The organism is Exiguobacterium sp. AB2, assembly GCF_000696055.1.
Classification (GTDB): Bacteria; Bacillota; Bacilli; order Exiguobacteriales; family Exiguobacteriaceae; genus Exiguobacterium; species Exiguobacterium alkaliphilum.
In genome coordinates this window covers 66,719-92,108 of sequence record NZ_JNAA01000108.1, presented here as the reverse complement: position 1 = coordinate 92,108, position 25,390 = coordinate 66,719, and the positions used below count along the sequence as shown (strand labels likewise).

24 protein-coding genes and 1 other annotated feature are annotated in these 25,390 nt (G+C 53.4%); of the genes, 11 read left to right on the top strand and 13 right to left on the bottom strand.

Annotated features, from left to right (window positions below; all coding sequences use genetic code 11):
- Window positions 1-57: 57 nt before the first annotated feature.
- The gene (locus tag DI14_RS13155) at window positions 58-249 is read left to right on the top strand and encodes a hypothetical protein (protein ID WP_034809296.1); all 192 of its coding nucleotides are present in this window, start codon (window positions 58-60) and stop codon (window positions 247-249) included.
- A gap of 16 nt (window positions 250-265) precedes the next feature.
- On the opposite strand, the gene DI14_RS13150 is transcribed toward DI14_RS13155, so the two are convergent.
- On the bottom strand, window positions 266-1,231 hold the full coding sequence (locus tag DI14_RS13150) for a bifunctional oligoribonuclease/PAP phosphatase NrnA (RefSeq protein WP_051622728.1): 966 nt from the start codon (window positions 1,229-1,231) through the stop codon (window positions 266-268).
- Window positions 1,232-1,308: 77 nt separating this feature from the next.
- Here DI14_RS13150 and DI14_RS13145 point away from each other — a divergent pair, with 77 nt between their 5' ends.
- Window positions 1,309-1,623, top strand: coding sequence for a YtpI family protein (locus tag DI14_RS13145; protein WP_034809293.1), 315 nt, complete (start codon window positions 1,309-1,311; stop codon window positions 1,621-1,623).
- Between the two features lie 41 nt (window positions 1,624-1,664).
- On the opposite strand, the gene DI14_RS13140 is transcribed toward DI14_RS13145, so the two are convergent.
- Window positions 1,665-2,975, bottom strand: coding sequence for a DRTGG domain-containing protein (locus DI14_RS13140; protein WP_034809290.1), 1,311 nt, complete (start codon window positions 2,973-2,975; stop codon window positions 1,665-1,667).
- Between the two features lie 160 nt (window positions 2,976-3,135).
- Between DI14_RS13140 and DI14_RS13135 the strand changes: the two genes are divergently transcribed.
- Window positions 3,136-4,233, top strand: a complete 1,098-nt coding sequence (locus DI14_RS13135; RefSeq protein WP_034809503.1) for a Xaa-Pro peptidase family protein — start codon at window positions 3,136-3,138, stop codon at window positions 4,231-4,233.
- A 35-nt stretch (window positions 4,234-4,268) separates the two neighbouring features.
- On the opposite strand, the gene DI14_RS13130 is transcribed toward DI14_RS13135, so the two are convergent.
- Together DI14_RS13130 and DI14_RS13125 are read right to left on the bottom strand one after the other, a co-directional pair.
- Entirely contained in the window at window positions 4,269-4,991 is a 723-nt protein-coding gene (locus tag DI14_RS13130) for a metallophosphoesterase (RefSeq protein ID WP_034809288.1), read from the bottom strand.
- A 10-nt stretch (window positions 4,992-5,001) separates the two neighbouring features.
- Complete coding sequence (locus DI14_RS13125) at window positions 5,002-5,727, bottom strand: SDR family oxidoreductase (protein ID WP_034809285.1); 726 nt, start codon at window positions 5,725-5,727, stop codon at window positions 5,002-5,004.
- A 183-nt stretch (window positions 5,728-5,910) separates the two neighbouring features.
- On the opposite strand from DI14_RS13125, the gene DI14_RS13120 reads away from it, so the two are divergent.
- Complete coding sequence (locus DI14_RS13120; RefSeq protein ID WP_034809282.1) at window positions 5,911-6,348, top strand: universal stress protein; 438 nt, start codon at window positions 5,911-5,913, stop codon at window positions 6,346-6,348.
- A 39-nt stretch (window positions 6,349-6,387) separates the two neighbouring features.
- Here the strand turns inward: DI14_RS13120 and DI14_RS13115 are convergent, their stop codons facing one another.
- From DI14_RS13115 to tpx, 4 genes are all read right to left on the bottom strand, one after another.
- Window positions 6,388-6,978, bottom strand: a complete 591-nt coding sequence (locus tag DI14_RS13115; protein ID WP_034809280.1) for a 3D domain-containing protein — start codon at window positions 6,976-6,978, stop codon at window positions 6,388-6,390.
- 443 nt (window positions 6,979-7,421) lie between these two features.
- Complete coding sequence (locus DI14_RS13110; protein WP_034809278.1) at window positions 7,422-8,633, bottom strand: acetate kinase; 1,212 nt, start codon at window positions 8,631-8,633, stop codon at window positions 7,422-7,424.
- A 125-nt stretch (window positions 8,634-8,758) separates the two neighbouring features.
- Window positions 8,759-9,646: a class I SAM-dependent methyltransferase gene (locus DI14_RS13105; protein WP_034809276.1), complete on the bottom strand. Its 888-nt coding sequence runs from the start codon at window positions 9,644-9,646 to the stop codon at window positions 8,759-8,761.
- Window positions 9,647-9,744: 98 nt separating this feature from the next.
- Window positions 9,745-10,233, bottom strand: coding sequence for a thiol peroxidase (gene tpx / locus DI14_RS13100; RefSeq protein ID WP_034809274.1), 489 nt, complete (start codon window positions 10,231-10,233; stop codon window positions 9,745-9,747).
- Window positions 10,234-10,385: 152 nt separating this feature from the next.
- On the opposite strand from tpx, the gene DI14_RS13095 reads away from it, so the two are divergent.
- Window positions 10,386-11,204, top strand: a complete 819-nt coding sequence (locus tag DI14_RS13095) for an NAD kinase (protein ID WP_034809272.1) — start codon at window positions 10,386-10,388, stop codon at window positions 11,202-11,204.
- 40 nt (window positions 11,205-11,244) lie between these two features.
- On the opposite strand, the gene DI14_RS13090 is transcribed toward DI14_RS13095, so the two are convergent.
- Window positions 11,245-12,816 (bottom strand): amidohydrolase, encoded by a 1,572-nt coding sequence (locus DI14_RS13090; protein WP_034809270.1) that lies wholly within the window; start codon window positions 12,814-12,816, stop codon window positions 11,245-11,247.
- A gap of 75 nt (window positions 12,817-12,891) precedes the next feature.
- Window positions 12,892-14,622 carry a septation ring formation regulator EzrA gene (gene ezrA, locus DI14_RS13085; protein WP_034809268.1) on the bottom strand — a complete coding sequence of 577 codons (1,731 nt, stop codon included), beginning with the start codon at window positions 14,620-14,622 and terminating at the stop codon, window positions 12,892-12,894.
- 236 nt (window positions 14,623-14,858) lie between these two features.
- Between ezrA and DI14_RS13080 the strand changes: the two genes are divergently transcribed.
- Both DI14_RS13080 and rpsD read left to right on the top strand, forming a co-directional pair.
- Window positions 14,859-15,341: a GAF domain-containing protein gene (locus DI14_RS13080; RefSeq protein ID WP_034809267.1), complete on the top strand. Its 483-nt coding sequence runs from the start codon at window positions 14,859-14,861 to the stop codon at window positions 15,339-15,341.
- 222 nt (window positions 15,342-15,563) lie between these two features.
- Window positions 15,564-16,163 carry a 30S ribosomal protein S4 gene (gene rpsD / locus DI14_RS13075; RefSeq protein WP_034809266.1) on the top strand — a complete coding sequence of 200 codons (600 nt, stop codon included), beginning with the start codon at window positions 15,564-15,566 and terminating at the stop codon, window positions 16,161-16,163.
- Window positions 16,164-16,205: 42 nt separating this feature from the next.
- On the opposite strand, the gene DI14_RS13070 is transcribed toward rpsD, so the two are convergent.
- Together DI14_RS13070 and tyrS are read right to left on the bottom strand one after the other, a co-directional pair.
- A complete protein-coding gene (locus tag DI14_RS13070) occupies window positions 16,206-16,832 on the bottom strand; it encodes a GTP pyrophosphokinase family protein (RefSeq protein WP_034809265.1) in 627 nt (208 codons plus the stop codon).
- 102 nt (window positions 16,833-16,934) lie between these two features.
- Complete coding sequence (gene tyrS, locus DI14_RS13065) at window positions 16,935-18,182, bottom strand: tyrosine--tRNA ligase (RefSeq protein ID WP_034809263.1); 1,248 nt, start codon at window positions 18,180-18,182, stop codon at window positions 16,935-16,937.
- A gap of 48 nt (window positions 18,183-18,230) precedes the next feature.
- Window positions 18,231-18,428 (bottom strand) — a binding site (T-box leader).
- A gap of 165 nt (window positions 18,429-18,593) precedes the next feature.
- Here tyrS and DI14_RS13060 point away from each other — a divergent pair.
- The gene (locus tag DI14_RS13060; RefSeq protein WP_051622727.1) at window positions 18,594-21,029 is read left to right on the top strand and encodes a transglycosylase domain-containing protein; all 2,436 of its coding nucleotides are present in this window, start codon (window positions 18,594-18,596) and stop codon (window positions 21,027-21,029) included.
- A gap of 44 nt (window positions 21,030-21,073) precedes the next feature.
- Here the strand turns inward: DI14_RS13060 and acsA are convergent, their stop codons facing one another.
- Entirely contained in the window at window positions 21,074-22,780 is a 1,707-nt protein-coding gene (gene acsA, locus DI14_RS13050) for an acetate--CoA ligase (RefSeq protein ID WP_034809261.1), read from the bottom strand.
- A 155-nt stretch (window positions 22,781-22,935) separates the two neighbouring features.
- On the opposite strand from acsA, the gene DI14_RS13045 reads away from it, so the two are divergent.
- The 3 genes from DI14_RS13045 to DI14_RS13035 are packed head-to-tail and all read left to right on the top strand — an operon-like array spanning window position 22,936 to window position 25,375.
- Window positions 22,936-23,565: a GNAT family N-acetyltransferase gene (locus DI14_RS13045; RefSeq protein ID WP_034809260.1), complete on the top strand. Its 630-nt coding sequence runs from the start codon at window positions 22,936-22,938 to the stop codon at window positions 23,563-23,565.
- An 11-nt stretch (window positions 23,566-23,576) separates the two neighbouring features.
- Window positions 23,577-24,209, top strand: a complete 633-nt coding sequence (locus DI14_RS13040) for an acetoin utilization AcuB family protein (RefSeq protein ID WP_034809258.1) — start codon at window positions 23,577-23,579, stop codon at window positions 24,207-24,209.
- Entirely contained in the window at window positions 24,206-25,375 is a 1,170-nt protein-coding gene (locus DI14_RS13035) for an acetoin utilization protein AcuC (protein WP_034809256.1), read from the top strand. The genes DI14_RS13040 and DI14_RS13035 overlap by 4 nt, the downstream gene beginning before the upstream one ends.
- The last annotated feature ends 15 nt before the right edge of the window (window positions 25,376-25,390 follow it).

Below are 25,390 nucleotides of genomic sequence, written 5' to 3'. Positions count from 1 at the left end.
CACTTCTCTGATACAATAATTATAGACAAAAGTCATCGTAAAAGGGGGTAAAAGCGTATGATTATTAATCGGGGACAAATCGCGCGCGATAAACTGGCAGATTTGCAAAATGGACAGACCGTGTTCGCCGACAGCCCGGAGATCATCGAACGGCTCCGCAAGTACATCACCGAATATCAACTCGATGTCGTCGAGGACGTGACCGATCGCGGCACGTGGTTCATCCCAAAAGCAGACGAGACAAAATGAAGAGAGCTGACCGCGGTCAGCTCTCTTCATTTTCGAACGTATACGGATGCGCCACCTCGTCAAGCGCCGCAATGACGTCCTCCATCTCTTCCCACTTGTCAATCGTCGCTCCGGCGGCCATTTGATGCCCACCGCCACGATACCGCTTCGCCACCTCGTTGATGACCGGGCCTTTCGAACGGATGCGGACGCGAATCTCATCCTTGTTCTCGACGAACATGACCCAACACTTTAAGCCTTCGAGCCCCGAGAAGCTGTTGACGAGTTGTGACGCCGCCTCGGGCGTCGCATGAAACGTCCGGAGCACATCGGCATCGATTTTCACATAGCCGACCCCCGCGTCCGTCACGTGGACGTTTTGTAAGACGTAACCTTGAAGTTGCAACGTCGCCAAATCGGTCTTATACATTTGACGATATAGCCGGCCCGTGTCAATGCCGAACGATAACAGCTTCGCCGCCACTTCGAACGTACGTGGCGTCGCGTTACGGAACTGGAAACGCCCCGTGTCCCCGACGATGCCGGCAAACAAGAGGAAGGCTGATTCTTCGTCGAGCGCGAGCCCCCACGCCTCTGCGAGCTCAGCAATCATCTCAGACGTCGAACTGACCGACGTGTCGACGATCTGTTGTGTCGCGTACGGATCTTCATCCGGGTGATGGTCGATTTTGACGACCCTCTTCCCTTTGAGCGCATGTGGCCCGTCAATTCGCTCGTGGTTGGCCGTATCGAGGACGAGGACGAGCGCTTCGTCGTACATCTCCGGTTCGACGTGTTCCATCTTCCCTAAAAACTCTAAATCGCGCACGATTCCACCGACGACATACACGTCCTTCTCTGGATACGCGCGTTCGATGATGCGTTTTAGCCCCAACTGACTGCCAAGGGCATCCGGGTCCGGACGGACGTGGCGGTGAATCAAAATCGTCTTCGCCTCTTCGATTGCTTGTTTGATGCTTGTTGCTTCTGGCCAATGTGCCATAGCCATTCCTCGCTTTCTTGAACGTTATTCTATGGTATGATGATAACAGATTACTTGTCTGAAAGGGGTTTCTTCACTTGGCTCAACTTGTTCTGATCGGGCTCATCCTGTTTGCCCTCGGCGCTTACTTCGTCTATAAACGACGTGCCTATCTTACGAAAACGCCGTATCGAAAAGCATTGTTCAACACGCAGGCCCTCATTTGGCTCAGCATGTTCCTCGCCTTGTTCGCGATCAACCAAATGATTGGCGGGTTCATTCTCGACTCGACCGTCGGCTGGATTGTCAGCATCGTCATGCTCGTTCTCGGTGTCGGCAATGCCATCGTCGGGTTCATCCGCTACCGGAAACTCTATCCGCTCGCTGCCGATGAACCGATTCACCAATCGTGATGATATAAAAATGAGCTGATGAATCCATCAGCTCATTTTTATTAGCGGTCAATCAATTGTGCCGTCACGAGCGCCTTGGCGACGAGTTGCGTCCCTTGCGTCATCTCGACGTCAACTTTCCCGAACTTCCGTCCGAGATCGAACACGTTGGCCGAGACGCGGATTTGACTCTCGATTTGAATCGGCTTCATGAAATAGACGGTGATGTTCTCGACGACGAGATCCCCTTTTTTCATGTGACGCAAGCTTCGCGTCGCCCCCTCGACGAGGAGCGTCGTCAACACGCCTGACGATGCCGTCCCCATATGGCTCGTCATCTGCGGTGCCACTTCGACGGTGAACGCCGTCCCGTTCGAGGTCGGGTCTTCTTTCAACTGGTTCGTGATCATGTTGTCGAACGTCTCGCCGACTTGTGGCTGCCGGTTGGCGAGCTGGAGCGCTTTTAACACATCCTGTCGACTGATGATGCCGAGTAGACGGCCATAGTTGTCGACGACCGGCAACATCTCGATGCCTTCCCATACCATCTGATGGGCGGCGTTTGTCACGCTCGTCTGGACGCCGACGGTGATCGGGCTTCTCGTCATCACTTTCTCAATCTCCGTGTCATGAGACCGATCGATGATGTCCTTCGCCGTGATGACCCCGACGACTTTCATTTGGTCATCGATGACGGGATAGCGGTTATGTTTCGTCCGCTCGTTCAATTCGTGCCAACGCTTCACCGTATCGTCCGCCTTCAAGTAGAACGTGTCGTGCAGCGGGATGACGATATCGGATACGAGTAAAATCTCCTTTTTAATCAAACGGTCGTAGATGGCCCGGTTGATCATCGTCGCCACCGTAAAGCTGTCATACGATGTCGAGATGACCGGCATGCTGTATTTATCGGCCATTCGCTTCACTTCGTCCGTCGTATCGAAGCCCCCGGTGATGAGGACGGCTCCGCCAGACTGCAAGACGAGCTCGTGTGCTTTCTCCCGGTTCCCGATGATGACGAGCGAATCGACGTCGATATAACGCATCATCGCCTCGAGCTTCATCGCACCGATGACGAATTTCGAGAGTGTCTTATGAAGGCCGTCGCGACCGCCGAGCACTTGCCCGTCGACGATGTTGACGACTTCGGCGAACGTCAGCTTTTCAATGTTCTCTTTATGCTTCCGCTTGATGCGAATCGTGCCGACCCGTTCGATTGTCGAGACGAATCCCAAGTTCTCGGCTTCTTTGATGGCCCGGTAAGCCGTTCCTTCTGAGACCGCCAACTCTTTTGCGATTTGGCGAACAGAAATCTTGGCTCCCACATCGAGCGACTCGATATGTGCAATGATCTGTTCATGTTTTGTTGTCATGTCACGAGTCCTTTCCCTTAATACATTTTCTGTCACTTTTAGTATACTGTATCAGTCCAACTTGTTCAAACTGTACTAATGAAATGGTTACATTTCCTTTCTGATTTTGAAAACGATATAATGAGTTCGAACATCATTGAACGAGAAGGAAGGGATCGACTTGAACCAACGAACGAACCAAATCGCACAATCTTTGGCGACGAAAGGGTTGGACGCCGCGTTCATCACCTCGAAAGCGTCCGTCTTTTATTTCTCAGGCGTCTACGCCGAGGCCCACGAACGGCTCATTGCCATCCTCGTCTTGAAGAACGGGACGACGGCCATCGTCTGCCCCGCCCTTGAGAAAGGGATTGTCGAGGCGAGCGACTGGACGGGCGACATCGTCACCTATATGGACCATGAGAACCCGTGGGACAAAGTCGTCAAACTGTTCCTCGACCAACAAATCGTCCCAGAGCGCATCGGCATCGAAGGCGAGCATTTGACATATAACCGGGTCGAACAACTCCGGGCCGGTTTCGCCGGACTTTCAATCATCGATTTGACCGAGGAGTTGCAAGCGCTCCGCATGATCAAGTCGCAAGCCGAGGTCCGTGTCATGAAGCGCGCCGCCGAACTCGCCGACATGGCCATCGAGGCGGGGATTCGCGCCCTCCGTGAAGGCGTGACCGAGCTCGAGGTCATTGCCGAAATCGAGTATGCGATGAAGAGACAAGGCGTCCGTGAGATGTCCTTCGACACGCTCGTCCTCTTCGGCGAGAACAGCGCCGACCCGCACGGTGTACCGGGAAATAACCGGTTGAAGCAAGGTGACTTCGCCTTGTTCGACCTCGGTGTCGTCTGGCAAGGGTACTGCTCCGACATTACGCGGACCGTCGTATATGGCGAGGCCAGCACGAAACAGCGCGAGATATACGAGACGGTCCTCCAAGCAGAGCTCGCCGCAATCGACGCGGCGAACCTCGGCGCGACGCTCGGCTCGATTGACATCGCAGCCCGTCAAGTGATCACGACGGCCGGATACGGTGAATACTTCACGCACCGCGTGGGCCATGGGATTGGCATCGAAGTCCACGAGTTCCCATCGATGGCAGCCAACAACGACATGACCGCCCAAGCCGGGATGACGTTCACAGTCGAACCTGGCATCTACCTTCCAGGCGTCGGCGGTGTCCGTATCGAGGACGACGTCGTCATGACCGAGAGCGGCCCGATCTTGTTGACGAGTTATCCGAAAGCACTTCAAGAGATCAAATAAAAAACCAGCCCGCGCGGCTGGTTTTTCTTATGGACTTAATAAAACAAACGATACATGACGTCCCGTTGTGGCACATCAAACCGTTCCATCCGTTCGAGAAACGCACGCTTATCATACGGTACGGCCTGTAGCGCGATCGAGACCCCGGACTCATCGAGTGAGAGGATGCCGTATCGAGCCAAGTCGTCCCGCGCGACGCCGAGCGCACCTGGGTTGAGGTAGCGCTTCGACTCGTCCTCGAACGAATGGATCGGGTGATGATGTCCGAAGCAGATTATGTCCGCCTCATAGTCGCCGAACAGTTGTTGCATGTTCGGAAGCGTCGCCTCGAGAATCTCATGGAACGGGTCCTCGACAATCGGCGCCGCTCGCTTCGCCAAAGGAATATGATAATGGATACCATAAACCCGCTCGTTGCCTACGACTCGGTCTATCGTTCGCGGTAACTGAAATAAAAAATCGGCGTACTCCGGACGCAACGTCCGGGCGACCCACTCGTGGTGCGGGCGCGTATGCGCATAGCTCGCAGGATGGCCTTTCCCTTCAAGGAGCGACAGCACGGCCTCATCGTGATTCCCCGTGATCATCTGGACGCCGCGGTCGAGCAGACGGGCCATGACCTCGTTCGAGTCCGGCCCCATCGCAATCATATCCCCGAGACTCCACACGTCCGTGACGCCTGCCGCGTCCAACTGGTTGAAGACGGCATCGAGCGCCTGGACGTTCCCATGGATATCCGTCAAGATGGCCAATTTCATCTGAATCCCCTCACTTCCGGTATTGATGGACGACGTTCACGCCCCCGGTCACATCGATGACTGCTCCCGTGACCATGTCCGACTCTTCGGCGAGCAAGAACAAGATCATCCGGGCGATGTCCTCGCCTGTCCCGTGCCGACCGACCGGTGTCTGGTCGTCGGCCTCGGCTGCGTCAATCCGCATTTCTTTTTGCGCCCCGACGATGTTCCCCGGGTTGATCATATTCGCCGTGATTCCATGGGCCGCCTCTTCGAGCGCCACCGACTTCGTCAAACTGACGAGACCGGTCTTCGCTGCGGCGAAGGCGGAGCGATGCAGCCAGCCCGGGGCCGTCGCGCTTTCCGGAAAGCCGTACGTGATGATGCGCCCGAACCGTTTCGCGCGCATCGCGGGGATGGCCCGCCGCATGAGCCAAAACGAGGCCGACAAGTTCCCAGTGATGACCTCGTCCCACTCTTCGTCCGATAAGTCGATGAGACATTTGCGGTCGAAGATGTAGGGCCCTGCATTCAAGATGAGCGCATCCGGCTCACCGAACCGCGCCACCGCCTGCTCGAAACCGTCAAGCACCGCTTCTCGGTCCGTGAGCGGCGCTTCAATCATATGTAGCCGTTCGTGCGTCCAATCAATCTGACTCCGTTGTAGCACGCTGACGTGCCATCCTTCCTCTAACAACCGTTCTGTCACAACCCGGCCGATCCCTTTGGCCCCGGCCGTGATGACCACGTGTTTCATCGTCATCCCTCCTCTGTATCATCTTACCCGTTCCCGCGCCCCATTTCCAAACTTCAACCTGCTCGCGAAGAAAGTTGTGAAATTTTCACACAATCTCGCCAGAAGCGGGCGTGAATTTTTATAGAAGTGGTATACTATACATGTAAGCCGCACGTACATTTCAAGCGAAAGGTTGGGATTTACATGGCAATTGTCTACAAACATATCCTCTCTGCCATCGACGGCTCGAAAGAGGCGGAACGTGCATTCGAAACAGCTATCGACGTCGCGCTTCGTAACGATGGGAAGCTGTATATCGGTCACGTCATCGATACGCGGACGTTCGCCACGGTCGAGGCGTATGACCGGACAATCACCGAGCGCGCCGAGACGTATGCGAAAGAGTTGCTCGATGACTACGTCAACCGTGCCCGTGAGCGGGGCGTCAAAGAAGTCGAGACCGTCATCGAGTACGGCTCCCCGAAAGTGACGATCGCCAAGAAGATTGCACCGAACAATGAAATCGACCTCATCATCTGTGGCGCGACTGGTTTGAACGCCGTCGAGCGCTTCTTCATCGGTAGCGTCTCCGAGAGCATCGTCCGCTATGCCAAGTGCGACGTCCTCATCGTCCGTCAATAATGAAAAAGAGACCAGCGCCGGCGCTGGTCTCTTTTTCATTTATAACACTTTGACGGTGACCGTCTTGCGGCCAAACTTGAGCGCTGCACTTTGCGAGTACATCAAGATATCGATTTTGTTCCCTTTAATCGCGCCACCCGTGTCTGCCGCCGTGTAAGTCCCCATCAACTTCCCGCCGACGTACACTTGTACTCTCGAACCGAGCGGGATGACGCGCGGGTCGACCGCGACGACGTTATGTTTTTGCGTGCGAACGTTCCAGCCGAGTGCCGTCTTGCCCGAGCAGCCTTTGCAGTAAGGCGTGTAGGCCGATGCGTTCATCGTATACGTTTTCACGCTCGACTTGGCGACCGGTTTGACCGTGCGTAAGTATTTCGTGGCGATCCAGGCCGTCTTCCCTTTATAGTTGACGCGAATCCAAGCGCCCTTCGAACCGGTGCGCTCCAACTGGTGCCCTTTATTGATCTTCCCGAGTACTTTCCCTTCCACGTGCGCCGCCGCCCGAACGTTCAACCCGTTCACTTGGCTTTGGACATACGTTTTAGAAGCTGCCTCGACTTGTTGTTGTGGTAATAGCATGGCAAATGTCATGACCGTCAGTAATAAGACCGTTCCAATTTTTTTTAGCATGTGGTTCGTCCTTTCCTAGTCGGTTTGTTTGTCGTTGTTCATGTTGTCATGTTCTAAGGTGTTCGATACGCGTACAGTAATCCGATGAGTCAAGACGAGTATGTTTCGTCCAGATAACTATATGACGAATCTAGACGATGTGCGTTTACAACTAAACTTCATTTGAGTGACATAAAAGTTACGGTTATGTTACAAAAGTTCTTGTTTTTAAAGAATGATGACGTTATTACATCGAGGAATGAACTTTCGTAATATTAATTTACATTTAATGGTTTTATTATGACGTGATCGTTACAAAGTTTCGTTTTTTCGTCCTGATTGTTACAAACGAGGATCACTAAGCTGACCATTCTCCTATCGAGAATTTGCGCGAATTAGGTCCACAGCACTAAAAAAAGGCCATCTTGTTCCATGTGAACAAGATGGCCTTACGTTACGATTGATTAGGCGTGTGTCTCGACGAGGTTCGCGATGCGGACCGTGTCGCGCGCGATGACCAACTCTTCATTCGTCGGGATGATGATGACTTTGACTGGTGAATGCGGATAGTTGATAAACAACTCTTTGCCGCGTGCACCGTTGTTGAGTGATGGGTCCCAGTAAACGCCCATGAACTCGAGCCCACGGAGGATACGCTCACGGATGACGTCCGAGTTTTCTCCGACGCCGGCTGTGAAGATGATGGCGTCAACACCGTTCATCTCTGCCGCGTATTGTCCGATATAGCCGTGGATGCGGTTCGAGAAGATTTTGAGTGACACTTCGGCACGATGGTTGCCTTCAGCTGCCGCCTGCTCGATGTCACGCAAGTCACTCGAGATCCCCGAGAGACCGTAAACGCCCGACTCTTTGTTCATGACGTTCAAGACGTCTTCAGCTGACTTGCCCGTCTTCTGCATGAGGAACGGGATGAGGGCCGGGTCAAGCGATCCCGAGCGCGTTCCCATCGTGATTCCTTCGAGTGGTGTGAAGCCCATCGTCGTATCGATTGAACGACCACCGGCTACCGCTGCGATTGACGCACCGCTACCGAGGTGGCACGAGATGAGGCGCAAGTCTTCGAGCGGACGTCCGAGAAGCTCGGCCGCACGTTGCGTCACGTACTTGTGGCTCGTCCCGTGGAAACCGTATTTCCGGACACCGTGCTCCGTGTAATACTCGTACGGGAGGCTGTACAAGAAGTTCTCTTCCGGCATCGATTGGTGGAACGCCGTATCGAACACCGCGACTTGCGGGACGTTCGGCAAAATCGTCTGGAATGCACGAATCCCTGTCAAGTTCGGTGGGATATGGAGCGGTCCGAGTTCGACGAACGATTCGATGTTCTTCATGACTTCCTCGTCGATGACGACCGAATCTGCGTACAACTCTTTTCCGTGAAGGACACGGTGCCCGACCCCTGCGATTTCATCGAACGATGCGATGATTCCGAGATCAATCAATTTTTCGAGCGCGAGCTCGACCGCTTCCTTGTGTGTGTGGAGCGGTGTCACGACGTTGAACTTCTGTCCTTCGCCGTATTTGATTGTGAAGATTGCATCGTCTTTCCCGACGCGCTCGACGAGACCGACCGCGAGCATGTGTTCAGACGGCATTTCGAGAAGTTGGAACTTCAATGACGAACTACCTGCGTTGACTGCCATAATTTTTGTCATGTCATACACCTCTTACCTTTCGATTTAAACGGGTATCTTTATCTGTTCTTTTGAAAACCAATAACTGTATCATAATGAAGATACTTGATATGACATATGTTTTTCAAGTCTTTTGCCTAATAAAATTATGTTGTTTTAAACCAATCATCAATCTGTTTCACGATATTGGCGACAGCGCGGACGTCCGTGAACGATGGCAGTTCGACGAGGAGCGCTTGTTTCGGTCGTTTGACGCCTTCTCCGAGCTTTTGAAGCAGGAGCAAACTCTTCGCATACCGCTCGTCTTTAAACATCGTCGTAGGCAACTGAAGCACGCCTTTGACGACGGCCTCTCGGTCCATCCACTGTTTTAATTTCCCTTCGTCATCTTGTTCAAACAAATTGTTCGGGATGACGAAAAGGCCGTGACCACCCGGAACCGTATGCCGCATCGCCTGTTCCATCATCAGAAAGTGAGCGTACGCGTGGCCGTCGGTCCGATGCAGATCGTACGTCTTCGCCACCTCATCATTCGGGTAATAGCCGATCGGCAAGTCGACGAGCGTCAAGTCGGCCGGTTCGACGACGAGCGGCTCGAGCGCGTCTTGATGGAAATAAGAGACCGGCTTCTCGAGCAAGTTGCTGATGGCATAAGACAAGCGGAGCATCGTCTCATCGACTTCAACGGCCTGTGCCGTCGCCTCGTTCAATTGCGACAACACGGCATGGACGAGCGTGCCCGTGCCGCTGCCGAGCTCGAGTAGCGTCGCCTTGTCCTCGACGAGCTTCGTCGCCAAATACCCGATAAACAGACTGACTGCATCCGGCGTCGGCTGATGGTTCGGGGGGAGCATCGTCGTCTCCTCGAGGACGAGCAGGCTGACCGCCTTCCGTACATCATCCATGTCCTCTGACGCCACGTCGACGCGCTCTAGCACTTCAATCAACGCTTCGAGCGGTAAGACATCTAGGTCAGCCACCACTTTTTTCACATCTTGTTTCCAATCTCGGTACAGTTGTTCGAATCGTTCCATCTTCGTTCATCCTTTCCATACAAAACCGGCCCTCTAACTGAGAGCCGGTCGTTTCACTTCTATTAGTGTAGACGATTCCAAAGAATTCGCCAAGCGAATCAGTTTGCTGCCGCGAACGCTGCGAGCGCCGAATCGAAGTCAACTTCGTCCGTCATCTCGTCCATATACTGCACGTATTGGACCGTGCCGTTTGAATCGACGACAAAGACAGAACGGGCCAAAAGACGAAGTTCCTCGATCAAGACACCGAACGATTTCGCAAAGGAGAGATCGCGGTGATCCGAAAGCGTGACGACGTTATCAATTCCCGCTGCCGAGCACCAGCGACGCTGTGCGAACGGCAAGTCGTTCGAGACGGTGAGTACCGTTCCACCAAGCGATGACGCCTTCTCATTGAACGCACGCGTCTGCGTATCGCACACACCTGTGTCGATTGACGGGATGACGCTAATCAGCTTTTTCCCCGGATAGGCCGCGAGTGTCACTTCGTCTAATGACGTCGTCAGTGCCGTGAAGTCTGGCGCTTGGTCGCCTACTTTCACTGGATTCCCTTGAAGCGTTACGTTGTTCCCTTTAAATGTTGGCATTGTTCCATCCCCTTTTAGCGTAATTGTACGTCCCCATCATATCGATGGCACACGCGTCATGACAAGCATCCTGCTTCGACGCTGTTTCAGTTTTTCCCTATATCCAATCAACAAAACACGGTATAATGGGGAAGACACATACGACAAAGGGGATGACTCAAATGAGAAACAACGTGTATTTGTATCACCGAAACGTCAACGATTTCACAAAAGAAGTGAAAAAACTACGGGAAATCGGGGAAAAGCACGGCTTTAACGTCGTCGAACGCCCTGAGGATGCCAACATCATCGTCGCCATCGGGGGAGATGGCGCGTTTCTCCAGGCCGTCCGCTATACCGGGTTCCGCCAAGATGCGATTTACGTCGGCTTCGGCCGCGGCTTGAACGAGTTTTATTGTGATTTCGACATACATAAACTCGATGAAGTCGACCGCTTGTTCTCGGACAACACGGCCCGCATCGAGGCCGGGCTCGAAGTGCGCAAATATCCGCTCCTTTCGGCTTCCATCAACGAATCGACACCGCTTCTCTGTCTGAACGAGGCGTCAATCAAATCGAGTATCATCAAATCGCTCGCCTTCGAGGTATACATCGACGATCTTCATTTCGAGACGTTCCGTGGAGATGGAATGGTCGTCTCGACACCGACCGGTTCGACGGCTTACAACAAATCGCTTACAGGCGCCGTCGTCGACCCGCTCATCCCATGCATGCAAGTGAGCGAGATTGCCTCGGTCAACAACAACCGTTACCGGACGCTCGGTTCTTCGTTCATCGTCCACGAGTCACGCAAACTGTCGCTCCGCATCATCGAGGACGGCAACGACTATCCGATTATCGGCATGGACAATGAAGCGCTCAGCCTGAAGTATACCGACCGCATCGACATCGAACTGTCGGACAAGGTCGTCAAGACAGTGAAGCTCCGCAACAACTCGTTCTGGCATAAAGTTCAACGTTCATTCTTCTAATCCCTAAAGAAAGAGCCTCCTGCGCGGAGGCTCTTTCTTGTTACGTCGTGATGACGTCCGCTTCATATACCGGCGCCCCTTCGACGACGGTCATGACGAGACGGTTGTTCAAAATGTCCGTCCCCCGAAGGTCGAAGAAGTCTTCCTCCCACACGGTGAACGTCGCATTATAGCTTTGGATGAGCAAGCCGTCACGTCCGTGCGTGTTCGTGGCGACGCGTGGCGAGTACGTGAAGCTCCGGAGCGCCTCATACATCGACAGACGCTCGTTCGGCGCGAGCGTGCTCGAGCCGGCGAATGACTGGCGGGTGACAGCGGCGTAAAGCCCCTTTCGAACGTCGACGTCCGAAATCGGGGCGTCGCTCCCACCGAGGAACAACGCCCCCGTTGCCACCATCGATTTGAAGCGATAGGCGTTGTCGACGCGTTCGTTGCCGAGGCGGTCGAAGAGTAGTTCCATGTCGTCGGACAGGAAGACCGGCTGCGCATCAATCAAGACCGGCAACGCCGAGATGCGCTTCAACAGCGCGTCATCGAGGAGCGACGCGTGAATGATACGATCGCGCGTCCCCCGTTTGGCCGGATATTTCTCAAGCAAGCCGATGAACTGTTCAGCTGCTGCGTCACCGATCACGTGGGCCGCCACGTTCATCCCGTAGGACCGGGCTTTTTTCACGAGCGCCTCGAGATGGTCCGGCCGATGCACTTCGATGCCACGTTGGACCGGGTCGTCCGTATACGGTTCGGACAACAGCGCCGTCCGGCCGCCGAACGAGCCGTCGACGAACAGTTTCATCGCCCCGAAGTCAAAGCGCGGTCGCTTGTAGAGCGCATCGTGTTGAAGCACACGGTCGACGATTTGTTCATGGACGAGCAGATGTGCGTGAAATGGGACGTCACTGAGCACGTCTTCATACGCCTGAATCGTCTCGAGCGGGTCACCGTGATAGAATAAGTCCTCGGTATGGGCACCGACGATGCCGTGACTGAACAAGGCGTCGACGGCCCGTCGAATCGAGGCGACGTTCTTCTCTTTGTTGCCACCGAGTTCGCGGTGCAACAAGTCGAGCGCTGCGTCATAGAGCACCCCGTTCAGCTTCCCTTCCGCATCGCGCCCGAGCTTTCCGCCCTCGATGACCGTATGATGAATCAAGCCGAGCCGCTCGAGTCCTTTCGAGTTGACGACGGCCACGTGGCGGCACACCCGCTTCAAGACGACGGGACGGTCCGGGATGACCGCATCGATCATCTCGCGCGTCGGCATCTCGCCGAGCAGCCGATCGTTGAACCCTTCCGCGACGATCCAATCATCCCCGCTCGCCTTTTGTTTCATCGTCTCAAGCAACGCGTTCAAATCGGTCGTCTCCGTCGCATCGACCCGATCGAGCGCTTCCCCGTATCCGATTAAATGGATATGTGAGTCTGTGAACGCCGGATAGACGCTCTTTCCTTCAAGATTGACGATGTCCTGAATACGCCCCGCATATGTACGGCGCAGCTGCCCTTCTTCCCCCATCTTCAGGATGCGGCCATGTTCGACATACATCGCCCGACTCATCTCGCCTTCTTTATTCAACGTATAAATCTTTCCGTTCACCCATAACGTTCCCATCACATAACTCCTCCTCGATTCAAAAAAGATTGACGTCTACGTTAATTCCCGTTTACGTCAATCTTCATGCATAGATTATTTTCGAAGCAATTCTTGGTGCTCGATTCCCTTTTCGACACGTTGACGAATCTGACGCGGCGCCGCTTCATCGAAACGGCCGAGTACGCGCTCGCCGATTTCGACGGCCGTCCCATACTCCCCGTGCAAGAACTTGTTCTCAGCGAGCGTCAAGGCGATGTGCACCTCGTTGTCACGACGGCGATAGCGGTTCGCATACTGTAACAGCTGTTCGGCGTACGTGACTTGACGAAGAAGCGCCTTGACCCGGTCCCGGAAGTTGTCCATCGTCTCTTCGATGTCGTGGCTCAAGCCGACGATGTACGTCATGTTGAAAGGCGCCTTCTCGAACTGCTCATCGAGCGACTGGACACTCTTTTGCAGTTGGCGCATGTCGTTCATCAAATCGTTCGGCACGACCGGCATCGCGCTCTTGGCGAGAAGACGACGATGGGCGGACAGTTCACGTTTCCAGCCTTCGAGCTTGTTGCGCACTTCGAGTTCTTCTTTTCGGAGCGAGTTCGTGTTGTCGATAAACCGTTCATGCATGGCCGCGAATTGATCGAGTGACCGCTTCGCTTCCTGCACTTTCGATTTAACGAGGCTGAACGGAAGCATTTGGGCGCTGAGCGCTTGCTCGATGTCATGGACGTTCGCCGAGAGCGTCGTCCGTTCCCGTTCGAGCTGCTCGAACTCTTCGCCGACCCGGGCGTTAATCTCATAGTTACTGATTAGGCGAGACATCTCTTCGTTCAATCGCGTCATGAGTTCTGTTGTCTTCTCATCACGTTCACGGACGGTCGCGAACTCTTTTTTCACGTATTGGCGCGCGTCGATCTCGGTGCGGAACGCTTCGAACAGTTGATCGATATCCGAGCTCAATTGTTGCATGTCCGTCTCGAAATGGTCGAACTCGAGCCGTTCGATGCGTTCCATAAGCGCTTGACGTCGGTCTTCCGCCTGTTCGATTTCTTCCATTAAACCGAGCGGTTCAAGGGCGTATCCGTCCATCTGCATCTCTTTGTGGCCCGAACGGAGCTGGTTGAGTTGCTGTCGTAAGTCGACTTGAACGGTCCGAACGAACTGCGGGATGACACCGACGAGTTCACGAATGTGCGTCACTTTCGCCGACAAGTCTTGTCCCGCCAAGAACGCCTCTGACACTTGCCCAACTTGTTTGAGCGTCATCATCTCGTTACGCTTCGCCTCGGCTGCTGCAATCTCGGCTTCGACGAGGTGATACGTCGGTCCGAACGCATTGTTTTGTGAGACGAGCGTCTTTCTTAGCTGGTACAGCTCTTTCTCGTCTTTTTTGACGATGTCGAGAAGCGACGAATGGTGTTGATTGAACTCATCCATCTCGTCGAGCATGGCGTGCACCATCGACTCGAGTTCTTCAATCAACTGTTCCGTCGCGTCCAAGTCCGATTTCACTTTCAAGAAGCGGTACTTATCGAGATCTTCTTCCGACCGATAAAGCGATTCATCGATTTGGCCGGTATGGACGCTGACGAGCTCGTCCCACGACTGATGCCAGCGATCGAACTTCTCTTTTGTCTCGCCTTCCATCGGCCACTGCTTAAACTTTTGAAGCTCGGCCGGGATACTCGCACTGAGAATACTTTGTTTGCGAATATCCAAATCATCAATTTTTTGGTAATACTTTCTTCGAATGAGCATACTAGCGAGCATGGCCCCTAGCGCGATGACGATGATTCCAATTAAAATCCCGTATAATCCGTAATCCATCTTTGTCACAACCTCCAAGCCGCTTTCATGGACTTATGTATCGTAAAGAAGAAAATGATGTATTTTATAAGTATAGATATACTTAATCATATTATACAACTGTGGATTTGCATAGGTTTTCCAATGGTTTGACGTGAGAATGTTGCGCGCTCATAAAAACGTTTCGGAAGACAAATTGAAAAAATGCGTGTACGATGATGCATATCTGAGCTTGTATTCATATAGGAGGGAATCATATGTTTCAAACGACTGCTTACTCTGGCGACTTGGCCGCCGGCTATGAACTGCTGAACAAACAACTCGCTGCACTGTTAGAAGGCGAAACGAACGAAGTCGCGAACCTCGCCAACGCGAGCGCGCTCCTTAACCAATTTCTAGATCGGATCAACTGGGTCGGCTTTTATATGAAGAACGGCGAAGACGCGCTCATCCTCGGGCCGTTCCAAGGACTCCCCGCTTGTGTCCATATCGCGTTCGGGAAAGGCGTGTGTGGAACAGCCGCTTCGACACAAGAGACGCAACTCGTGGCGGACGTCCACAAGTTCCCAGGGCATATCGCCTGTGACGCCGCATCGAACTCAGAGATCGTCGTCCCGCTCGTGCGTGATGGCGAGACGATCGGCGTGCTCGATATCGACAGCCCCGAGTTCGATCGCTTCTCAGAAGTCGACCGTCAAGGCCTCGAGCAATTTTGCCAGACATTACTTCGCTTCATCTGATTGACAAGCCGTTTTATTCATCGTATACTATTTTTTGTGCATGAAATGACGATAGCAGTCATCGACAGACGTATCCACCTTTCGGGCCTCGACTTTGTCGGAGGAGCATCTCGTAGCTTCGCTATCAAGTGAAGGTGCTTGAACCTTGAAAGGGGCGTCACCCGTCTTTGACACCGTTGTTCTTTTGTGCAAAATACATGAACAACAAGGAGGAGTCCAAACATGGCTCGTTACACAGGTCCAGCTTGGAAACTCTCGCGTCGCTTAGGCATCTCGCTTAGCGAAACGGGTAAAGAATTAGCAAAACGTCCTTACGCACCAGGTCAACACGGAAATGGTCGTCGTAAAATCTCTGAATACGGTCTTCAGCTTCAAGCGAAGCAAGCACTCCGTCACATGTACGGAATCAACGAGAAGCAATTCCGTCGCATCTTCAACGATGCAGGGAAAATGCAAGGAATTCACGGTGAGAACTTCATGTTCTTGCTCGAGTCACGCCTTGACAACCTCGTTTACCGTATGGGTCTCGCTCGCACACGTCGTGGAGCGCGCCAACTCGTCAACCACGGTCACATCCAAGTTGACGGTTCACGTGTAGACATCGCGTCTTACCGTGTAAAACCAGGTCAAGTCATCTCAGTTCGTGAGAAGTCTAAAAACTTCAAAGCGATCGCTGAAGCGCTCGAAGTAGCACCAGCTACAAAAGACTACGTCACGTTCGATGCTGAAAAGCTCGAAGGTACGTACGTACGTCTTCCTGAGCGCGCTGAGCTCAACGACCAAATCAAAGAGCAATTGATCGTCGAGTACTACTCACGTTAATGCTTTTATCCCCTTTCCCGCCTCGGCAGGAAAGGGGATTTTTCATTTCTTTAAAATCTGTTCACGAATCCGGCCCATCTGCGTATCGAGAGCATCCGCCATGTTCGCCGCCTCGGTTAGCTCGACTCGGGACGACTCAGGGATTTGCTGCTGATACTTGTATTGGAGTTTATGTTCCGTCGCCGCCCAAAAGTCCATCGCCAGTGTCCAGATTTGAATCTCGGCCGGCACCCAGATGACGCGCTCGGCCAAATATACTTTCGTCCGGACGATGAGATGGAGGCTCCGGTATCCGCTCGGCTTCGGATGCTTGATGTAATCTTTGATTTCATCGATTTGAAGGTCGTCCCGCTTCTTCAAATGGTATAGAATCGCATAGATGTCGTCCCGGAAACTCGTGACGATGCGGACACCGGCGACGTCATGCACGTGATCCCAAAGCGCGTCCACTTCGAGCGGCAATTCTTTTTGCTTCATCTTCCGGACGATGGACGGAAGTGTCTTCATTCGCGTCTTCACATGCTCGATTGGGGAGTAGCCGAGCCGCGTCTGCCAGTCGAGATCGATGATGCCAAGATCGCTCTCGAGCTCGGTGATCGCCATCTCGTAATAACGGAACCGCTCCCGCCAATGATGAAACTGCTCGCCGAAAAACTCTTCGATTTCCATAGTCTCTCCTCCTCTTTTCTCTTTCCATCGTACCAAACAAACGTACGTTCCATACATAAAAAACCGTCCATTCTCGTAACGTGACGAGAATGGACGGTTGCATCAGACGTGGCGAATGACGAAGTATTTTTTCTTACCACGACGGATGATCGTGAACTCACCGAGCGTATCGGCGCGTGTCACCGTCTTATCGAGCGCTTGTTCACGCTCGCCGTTCAAATAGATGGCACCGTTTTGCACGTCTTCCCGTGCCTGACGTTTCGATTGGACGATCCCCGCCTCAACGAGAAGGTCGACGAGGTTACGCTCACCATCGAGTTCGTACTGCGGCATCCCTTTGAACGCCGCGTCCATGTCTTCCGGTTTCAGTGTCGCGAGGTCTCCGCTGAAGAATGCGTTCGTGATTCGCTCAGCCTGTTCAAGACCGGCTTCCCCGTGGACGAGCTTCGTCATCTCTTCGGCGAGACGGCGCTGGGCAGCACGTTTCTCCGGAGCAGCTGCAACTTCTTCCGCGAGCGCATCAATCTCTTCGTGCGTCATGAACGTGAAGTATTTGATGAACTTGATGACGTCGGCGTCATCGACGTTAATCCAAAACTGGTAGAACTCGTACGGTGTCGTCTTGTCAGCATCGAGCCAGACCGCACCGCCAGCCGTCTTCCCGAACTTTTGACCGTCCGACTTCGTGACGAGCGGCACGGTGAGACCGAACGCCTTTTCTTGATGACCGAAACGGCGGATGAGTTCGAGTCCAGCTGTGATGTTCCCCCACTGGTCGCTCCCACCGACTTGAAGGCGGCAGTTCTCTGTTTCGTATAACTTCAAAAAGTCGAACGATTGCAACAACATGTATGAGAATTCCGTGTACGAGATTCCGTTTTCCAATCGTGAATCGACTGAGTCTTTCGCGAGCATGTAACTGATCGGGAAATGCTTTCCGACATCACGTAAAAAGTCGATAATCGATAGTTCCGCCGTCCATTCGTAGTTGTTTCGGATCGTGATCGGGTTCTCCCCTTCTAACGGGAGGAAACGGCTCAATTGATCTTTGATGCGGTCCGAGAATTCTTTGACCGTGTCGAGCGTGTTCAGTGACCGTTCGTCCGAGCGTCCAGACGGGTCGCCGATCATCCCCGTCGCTCCACCGACGAGGGCGATGACTTGATGTCCCGCCTCTTGAAAACGTCTGAGCGTCAAAATCGGCAACAAGTGCCCGATATGGAGCGAATCCGCTGTCGGGTCAAATCCCGTGTAAAGCGTCGTCGGCTTCTTCAACTGTTCTTTCAATCCTGCTTCATCCGTCATTTGGTTGACGAGTCCTCGAAATGCTAAATCATTCAATAATTCCATTTGTCCCACTCCTTCGATTGACATAAAAAAACGCCCCTTCTCATATCGAGAAGGGACGGAGATTCCGCGGTACCACCCTAATTGCCACAGCTGTGGCCACTTTACATGAGAGATAACGGTCTCGACCCGGCCGAACGGCATGCTCCAAAAGTGTAATTCATCAGTTGACATTGGCTAGTTCACAGCATCCACTAGCTTTCTGGACAAGCGGTCCACCGACTACTTCGCTTTCTTCATTGCATCGATATAATGACTATGCCATTCATTTTATAAGTTTGGTTTCCACGTTGTCAATAACAAGATTGAAACTTGCAACGAAAGGTCGATTCACGATAAGGTGGGGAAAGACTTGTGCTATAATCGAATATATTACTGTCTGCAATCGATTTACACCATATGAAGGAGGCTGTCATGCTGCAAAAGATTCGAGACTTATGGAACAATCCAACGTCCTTGAAAGCCCGCCGTTATGCCAATGTATTTTACGATGTGTCGTGGAACGTACTCCTGCTCACGATCATCTCCGTTGTCCTCATCGGTTTTTTAGGCGCCGGAATCGGCGCCGGGTATTTCGCATCGCTCGTCAAGGACATGCCAACCCCTGCCTATAAGACGATGACGTCCCAAATCAACACGTACTCGTCGACCTCTGACATTTACTTCGGAAGCGGAGAACGGATCGGGAACTACACGACCGATGAAGTGCGTACGCCGATTCCAGTCGATAAAGTATCGCCGTTCGTCATCGACGCGTTGTTAGCGACCGAGGACGTCGAGTTTTACGAGCATGACGGGGTCGTCCCGAAAGCGACGCTCCGTGCCATCTTGCAAGAAGCGACCGGTTCAGAAGAGCGGACCGGCGGCTCGACACTCACCCAACAGCTCATCAAGAACCAGATGTTGACGAACGAAGTGTCGTTCGAGCGGAAAGCGAAAGAGATTTTGCTCGCGCTACGCCTCGAAAAAGCGATGGATAAAGATGAGATTTTGAACGCCTACTTGAACGTCGTCTCGTTCGGACGCAACTCGATGGGACGCAACATCTCCGGGATTGAAGCAGCGTCTCGCGGCGTATTCAACACGTCGGCAGAGAACTTGACACTCCCGCAAGCGGCATTCCTTGCCGGGATTCCGAAAAACCCGTTCCTCTACACGCCATATTATCAAGGCGGAGTCATTAAAGAAGACGTCACCGCCGGCATCAACCGGATGAAGACGGTACTGAATCGAATGTACGTCGCCGGGAAAATCACACAAGAAGAATATGATGCGGCGTATAACTACGATATCACGCAAGACTTCATGAAGACACAATCGAAGCCGCGCGACCGTTATCCGTATCTCGTCGACGTAGCGGAACGTGAGGCGCTCGCTATCGTGACGAACCACTTCTTACAAGAAGACGGAATCAACCTGAACGACCTCGGACCAAACGAACGGAACGAAGTCCGTTCGACTTACGGGAAACGGGCGCACAACGCGCTCCGTCAAGGCGGTTATAAGATTCACTTGACGCTCGATAAGCAAATCCACGAATCGATGCAGCAGCCGGCTAAAAACGCGAATAACTTCGGACCGAACCAAAATGCGGACGGGACGAGCTATCCGGAACAGACCGCTGCGGTCATGCTCGAGAACAAGACGGGCCGTGTGCTCGGCTTCGTCGGTGGACGCTATATTAACGGAAAGACTGAAGAATATAACCACGCCACGCAGATGACTCGTCAAATCGGATCGACCGCAAAACCGATTCTCGTTTACGCGAATGCGATCGAGGCAGGCATGATCACACCTGCGACGACGATTATCGACGAAGAATACTTCTATCAATATGATTACAGCGAACGGAAAGACCCGGTCAACAACGAAGGGAAAACGTACCGCGGCCCAGTCACTGTCCGCGACGCGCTCAAACTATCATTGAACGTTCCTGCCGTCAAAATTTATGAAGAACGGAACCAAATGGAGGCTGACACACAGAAACTCATCGATATGGGCATCGGCGTATCGGATACGAACCGAAAAGCCTCCTCGATGGCACTCGGTGTCGGTGAAGTCAGCCCGGTCAACCTCGCGTCGACGTATGCGATGCTCGCCAACTACGGCGAACACGTAAACCCGTACTTCGTCGATAAAGTCGAGTTCCAAGGCGAGATCATCTTTGAGGCCCAGCCTGAGAAGAAACGGATTTACTCCGATCGCACGGCCTACCTCGTCGTCGACATGTTGCGTGACGTGTACACGTCAGGTACGGCGACGTACGCCAAGTCACTTTTGAACGCCCCGGGCGACTGGATGGGTAAAACCGGTACGACACAATTGAAACGAGATTCGTATCTCGTTGGCTCGACGCCAGACGTCACACTCGCAGTCTGGTCTGGTTACGATAACCAAAAACTCGGGATGACCGATGCTTACCCATACGGCCCATACTACCAGCGGACGCAACGGATTTGGTCACAAATCGTGAACCGCGTGTATGCGGATAAGCCGGAGACGTTCACGAACGCACGCTTCACGCAACCATCTAGCGTGACGTCAAAAGACTTCCAAGACTCTGGAACGTTCTCAGAGAAGAAGAAAGTCGAAGAGAAGAAGAAGGAAGAGGAAGCGAAGAAGAAAGCAGAAGAAGCGAAAGAAAAAGCGGAAGAGGCCAAGCAAGAGGCGGAAGACGCGAAACGCGAAGCTGCTGAAAAGCAAGACGAAGAAGCAAAGAAAAAAGCAGAAGCTGAGGCGAAGAAGAAGGCAGAAGACGCGAAAAAGGCGGAAGAAGAAGCCAAGAAGAAAGCCGAGGCTGAAAAGAAAGCGCAAGAAGAAGCGGATGCCGAGGCAGACGCGGACGAATAAGCAAGACGAAAAGGTCGACACCGCGGTGTCGACCTTTTTTTCAATCAATCTTCCATTGTCGATAAATCACCTGTCTCAAGGTTCAATTCCCATGACTTCAAGACACGACGCATAATCTTACCGCTGCGCGTCTTCGGCAACTTGTCTTTGAACTCGATTTCCCGAGGTGCCGCATGCGCCGCGAGCCCCTCTTTGACGAACTTTTGAATCTCTGCCTTCAACTCATCCGACGGCTCATAGCCTTTCCGGAGCGCGATGAACGCCTTGATGATTTCACCGCGGACCGGGTCTGGTTTCCCGATCACGCCTGCTTCGGCGACAGCCGGATGCTCGACGAGACGACTCTCGACCTCGAACGGTCCGACACGCTCGCCTGCCGTCATAATGACGTCGTCGACACGGCCTTGGAACCAGAAATACCCGTCCTCGTCCATATAAGCCGAGTCACCCGAGACGTACCAGTCGCCCCAGAAGTAGCTCTCATACTTTGCATCGTTCTTCCAAATCTTGCGCATCATCGACGGCCATGGCGTCTTGAGTGCCAAATTGCCCATCCGATGCGGCGGGAGCGGTTGTCCACGGTCATCTAAGATGGCCGCCTCACAGCCAGGGATGGCTTTCCCCATCGAACCCGGTTTGATGTCCATCGTCGGATAGTTGCAAATCATCATCGCCCCGGTCTCGGTCATCCACCACGTATCATGAATACGTAACCCGAACGACTCGTTGCCCCAGCGGATGACTTCCGGGTTGAGCGGCTCACCGACCGAGAGGATATGACGGAGTGACGACAAGTCGTACTTCGCGAACGCCTCATCCCCGGCTCCCATGAGCATCCGAAACGCCGTCGGAGCGCTATACCAGACCGTCACGCCGAAACGTTCGATTACCGAGTACCAAAACTCCGGATTGAATCGCCCGCCAACGATTACGTTCGTCGCACCGTTTAAAAACGGGGCGAAGATGCCGTAACTTGTGCCCGTTACCCAGCCTGGGTCGGCCGTGCACCAATACACATCTTCCGGTTGCAAGTCGAGCACCCATTTCCCTGTCATCAATTGTTGAATCATCGCGTTATGGACGTGCAACACGCCTTTTGGTTTCCCTGTCGAGCCAGACGTATAATGAAGAATCATCCCGTCTTCACGGTCGACCCACGTGATGTCGAGCTCCGTCGTGGCGTTTTGCGCCAGCTTACGGTAATCAATCACTTTCCCTGACTCGTTCACGTCATCTCCGACGATGAGAATCGTCTCGAGGTGCGGCAACTGGTCGACCGGAACACGCGGTAACAACGCCTCGGTCGTCACGATGACTTTGGCTTCAGCGTCAAGCAGGCGGTCGTGTACCGCCTGTTCCATGAACGCCTCAAACAACGGGCCGACGATGGCACCAAGTTTAAGTGTACCGAGTAAAATAAAATAAAGTTCTGGACTCCGCGGCATGAAGATAAAGACTCGATCGCCTTTCTCCACCCCAACCGATTTCAGAACGTTTCCGGCCCGATTGCTTTCTTGTTTCATGTCAGCGTACGTATAGCGCTCTTCTCGATCCCCATCGAAGTAGAGCAAGGCTAGTTTCGTCGCGAGTTCCCCTTCTGCGTGACGATCGATCGCCTCATACGCCATGTTGACATTTCCGGTCAAATTCCAAGACAATAACGCTTCTGCTTGCGTCCACTCGAACGACTGACAAACATCTTCATACGACGCCAATTGATGTTCCCCTGATAACGCTTTCAATTTTTCCATCGTTAAAGATTCGCCTCCCCTGTAATGAATGGTATAACCACTTTCAGTATAGTGTTAATATTATGACAAATCAATGAATTTCCAAAAACTCCAAAACGGAGTGAAACTCGTCCGATGAAAGCGCTATAATAAGAAGTGGAAAAGGTGGTGACTCCATGGAAAAACAGTATCATTCAAAAGTGTGGGAAACCTCACTCGGAGCCGTAATCATCGATGGACCGATTGAGAGTGACGTTCTTGCGACGTATCGCCTCGACGAAGGATTGACGGCGTTCCGGGAGCCGGAAGACCAACATAAGGCGCTCGTCGAAATCGCTGCCTTGAAAGAAGGCCGGATCATCGTCGCCCGGGTCGATGAGTTGATTATCGGCTATGTGACGTACTTATATCCAGACCCGTATGAGCGCTGGAGCGAAGGGAACGACCCATACATCCTCGAGCTCGGAGCGATTGAGGTCAGCCCGCGCTATCGCGGCCAACGCATTGGCAAACAGTTGCTCGAAGTGTCGATGATGGACCCGCATATGGATGACTTTTTGATTTTGACGACAGAATATTATTGGCACTGGGATTTGAAAGGAAGCGGGCTATCGATTTGGGACTACCGGAACGTGATGGAGAAGATGATGAATCACGGCGGGCTCGTCTTCTTCCCGACCGACGACCCAGAGATCGCCTCGCATCCGGCCAACTGTCTCATGGCACGAATCGGCAAGAACGTCCGCCAAGAATCGATTGACCATTTCGACTCGCTCCGGCTCCGCCGCCGGTTCATGTATGACTGAGGAGGGCTACGATGCTGATTGAACAAATGATGAATCGCCACGTCGTGACGATTCAACCGACGAATACGATCGCCCACGCGGCAAAGCTCATGCGTGACCATAAAGTGCGTCACCTCATCGTCACGAATCCGGCCCGGCAAGTCATCGGAATCATTGGACAGTTCGAGATGAGCGGAGCGACGAGCGTGTTCCATCCGGAGAGTGAGAGCGCCGACTTTCAAAACCCGGTGTCGAGCATCATGCGGACCGATCTTGTGACGGCACACCCGGCCGACTTTTTCGAAGATGCGGCCGCGCTGTTCTATGAACACCGGTTGACGTGCCTTCCGATCGTCGAACGAGGCAAACTCGTCGGTGTGTTGACCGAGACCGATTTACTTCGTTATTTCGTTCAGCTGACCGGTGCCATTGAGCCGAGTTCGCAAATCGAGATTCTTGTCGAGAACACGACCGGCACGCTTGAGAAAGTGACGCGCCTTCTCGCCAAGACGAACGTCAACATCATCAACGTCTTCGTCCACCCGACGGAAGACCCGTATAAACGGATCATCTCGTTCCGGGTCCAGACGATGAACCCGCTCCGCATCATCGAACGGTTGAAACGAGAAGGCTATGACGTGCTCGGGCCGGAGATGTCGCAATGAGACCGGCTTACATATTCGGGGAAAACGAGACGTCGTACCGTTTCCATGCGGACCACCCGTTCAACCCGATTCGTTTAGAGCTGACGACTTCGCTCTTGACGACAGCGGGAAAACTGTCACGTGATGAATGCATCGCCCCGCCACTCGCTTCGATTGAAGACTTGGCGCTCGTCCACGACCGCGATTATATCGAGGCGGTCCAAGCGGCGGCAGCCGGCACGCTCACCGGGCTAAAAGCGAACAAGTTCGGGCTCGGTACGGAAGATACCCCCATTTTCCCGACGATTCACGAAGGGGCGGCCCGCCTCGTCGGTGGGACGATGCTTGCGCTCGACCTCGTCGCGAGCGGGAAAGTCGAACGCGCCTTTCACGTCGGAGGCGGACTACATCACGGCATGCAGCGGAAGGCGTCCGGTTTTTGCGTCTATAACGATGCGGCCGTCGCCATCGCCCACGTCCGTAAGCAGTATGGTATGCGGGTGCTTTATGTCGATACTGACGCCCATCACGGGGACGGCGTACAGTGGCTGTTTTATGACGACCCGGACGTCATGACGCTCTCGATTCATGAGACCGGACGCTACTTGTTCCCTGGCACAGGTGCCGTCACCGAGCGTGGGAACGGGAGCGGATACGGCTACAGTTGGAATGTCCCGGTCGACGCCTTCACGCAGGACGACTCGTTCCTTCATTGTTATGAGACGGTGTTACGCGAGGCGTGCGCTTGGTTCAAGCCGGACATCATTTTGACGCAAAACGGGGCCGACGCACATGCGTTCGACCCGCTCACCCACCTCGCCTCGACGATTCGGACGTTCGAGCAAATCCCGCAAATTACATCCCGGCTCGCCGATGAATATACAGAGGGACGGCTCGTCGCCCTCGGCGGTGGTGGTTATGACTGGTTCAGAACCGTGCCACGCGCTTGGGCGCAAGTGTGGGCCGGTCTGACACGCGAGGCACCCTATCATGGTGACATTCCGGCCGATTGGATTGCGCAATGGCAGCATCGGGCCGATCAACCGTTACCGACGCGATGGGACGATACGACCTATTCGTTCGACCACATCCCACGGCGCCAGCAAATCGAGGAAAAGAACTGGGAAGTGACGAAACGGGCGTTCTGGCCGTTCATCTCCAACGACCGTAAATCACTCTACTTATAAAAAACACTGAATCCC

What these genes read in the sequence shown, in the direction of transcription:
- DI14_RS13070 (WP_034809265.1), bottom strand. Translation starts at nt 16,832, where the DNA reads ATGGAAATCGAAGAGTTTTTCGGCGAGCAGTTTCATCATTGGCGGGAG.
- DI14_RS13130 (WP_034809288.1), bottom strand. Translation starts at nt 4,991, where the DNA reads ATGAAATTGGCCATCTTGACGGATATCCATGGGAACGTCCAGGCGCTC.
- DI14_RS13035 (WP_034809256.1), top strand. Translation starts at nt 24,206, where the DNA reads ATGAGACCGGCTTACATATTCGGGGAAAACGAGACGTCGTACCGTTTC.
- ezrA (WP_034809268.1), bottom strand. Translation starts at nt 14,622, where the DNA reads ATGGATTACGGATTATACGGGATTTTAATTGGAATCATCGTCATCGCG.
- acsA (WP_034809261.1), bottom strand. Translation starts at nt 22,780, where the DNA reads ATGGAAAAATTGAAAGCGTTATCAGGGGAACATCAATTGGCGTCGTAT.
- DI14_RS13045 (WP_034809260.1), top strand. Translation starts at nt 22,936, where the DNA reads ATGGAAAAACAGTATCATTCAAAAGTGTGGGAAACCTCACTCGGAGCC.
- DI14_RS13140 (WP_034809290.1), bottom strand. Translation starts at nt 2,975, where the DNA reads ATGACAACAAAACATGAACAGATCATTGCACATATCGAGTCGCTCGAT.
- DI14_RS13120 (WP_034809282.1), top strand. Translation starts at nt 5,911, where the DNA reads ATGGCAATTGTCTACAAACATATCCTCTCTGCCATCGACGGCTCGAAA.
- rpsD (WP_034809266.1), top strand. Translation starts at nt 15,564, where the DNA reads ATGGCTCGTTACACAGGTCCAGCTTGGAAACTCTCGCGTCGCTTAGGC.
- DI14_RS13060 (WP_051622727.1), top strand. Translation starts at nt 18,594, where the DNA reads ATGCTGCAAAAGATTCGAGACTTATGGAACAATCCAACGTCCTTGAAA.
- DI14_RS13125 (WP_034809285.1), bottom strand. Translation starts at nt 5,727, where the DNA reads ATGAAACACGTGGTCATCACGGCCGGGGCCAAAGGGATCGGCCGGGTT.
- DI14_RS13150 (WP_051622728.1), bottom strand. Translation starts at nt 1,231, where the DNA reads ATGGCACATTGGCCAGAAGCAACAAGCATCAAACAAGCAATCGAAGAG.
- DI14_RS13105 (WP_034809276.1), bottom strand. Translation starts at nt 9,646, where the DNA reads ATGGAACGATTCGAACAACTGTACCGAGATTGGAAACAAGATGTGAAA.
- DI14_RS13115 (WP_034809280.1), bottom strand. Translation starts at nt 6,978, where the DNA reads ATGCTAAAAAAAATTGGAACGGTCTTATTACTGACGGTCATGACATTT.
- DI14_RS13155 (WP_034809296.1), top strand. Translation starts at nt 58, where the DNA reads ATGATTATTAATCGGGGACAAATCGCGCGCGATAAACTGGCAGATTTG.
- DI14_RS13095 (WP_034809272.1), top strand. Translation starts at nt 10,386, where the DNA reads ATGACTCAAATGAGAAACAACGTGTATTTGTATCACCGAAACGTCAAC.
- tpx (WP_034809274.1), bottom strand. Translation starts at nt 10,233, where the DNA reads ATGCCAACATTTAAAGGGAACAACGTAACGCTTCAAGGGAATCCAGTG.
- DI14_RS13080 (WP_034809267.1), top strand. Translation starts at nt 14,859, where the DNA reads ATGTTTCAAACGACTGCTTACTCTGGCGACTTGGCCGCCGGCTATGAA.
- DI14_RS13110 (WP_034809278.1), bottom strand. Translation starts at nt 8,633, where the DNA reads ATGACAAAAATTATGGCAGTCAACGCAGGTAGTTCGTCATTGAAGTTC.
- tyrS (WP_034809263.1), bottom strand. Translation starts at nt 18,182, where the DNA reads ATGGAATTATTGAATGATTTAGCATTTCGAGGACTCGTCAACCAAATG.
- DI14_RS13040 (WP_034809258.1), top strand. Translation starts at nt 23,577, where the DNA reads ATGCTGATTGAACAAATGATGAATCGCCACGTCGTGACGATTCAACCG.
- DI14_RS13090 (WP_034809270.1), bottom strand. Translation starts at nt 12,816, where the DNA reads ATGGGAACGTTATGGGTGAACGGAAAGATTTATACGTTGAATAAAGAA.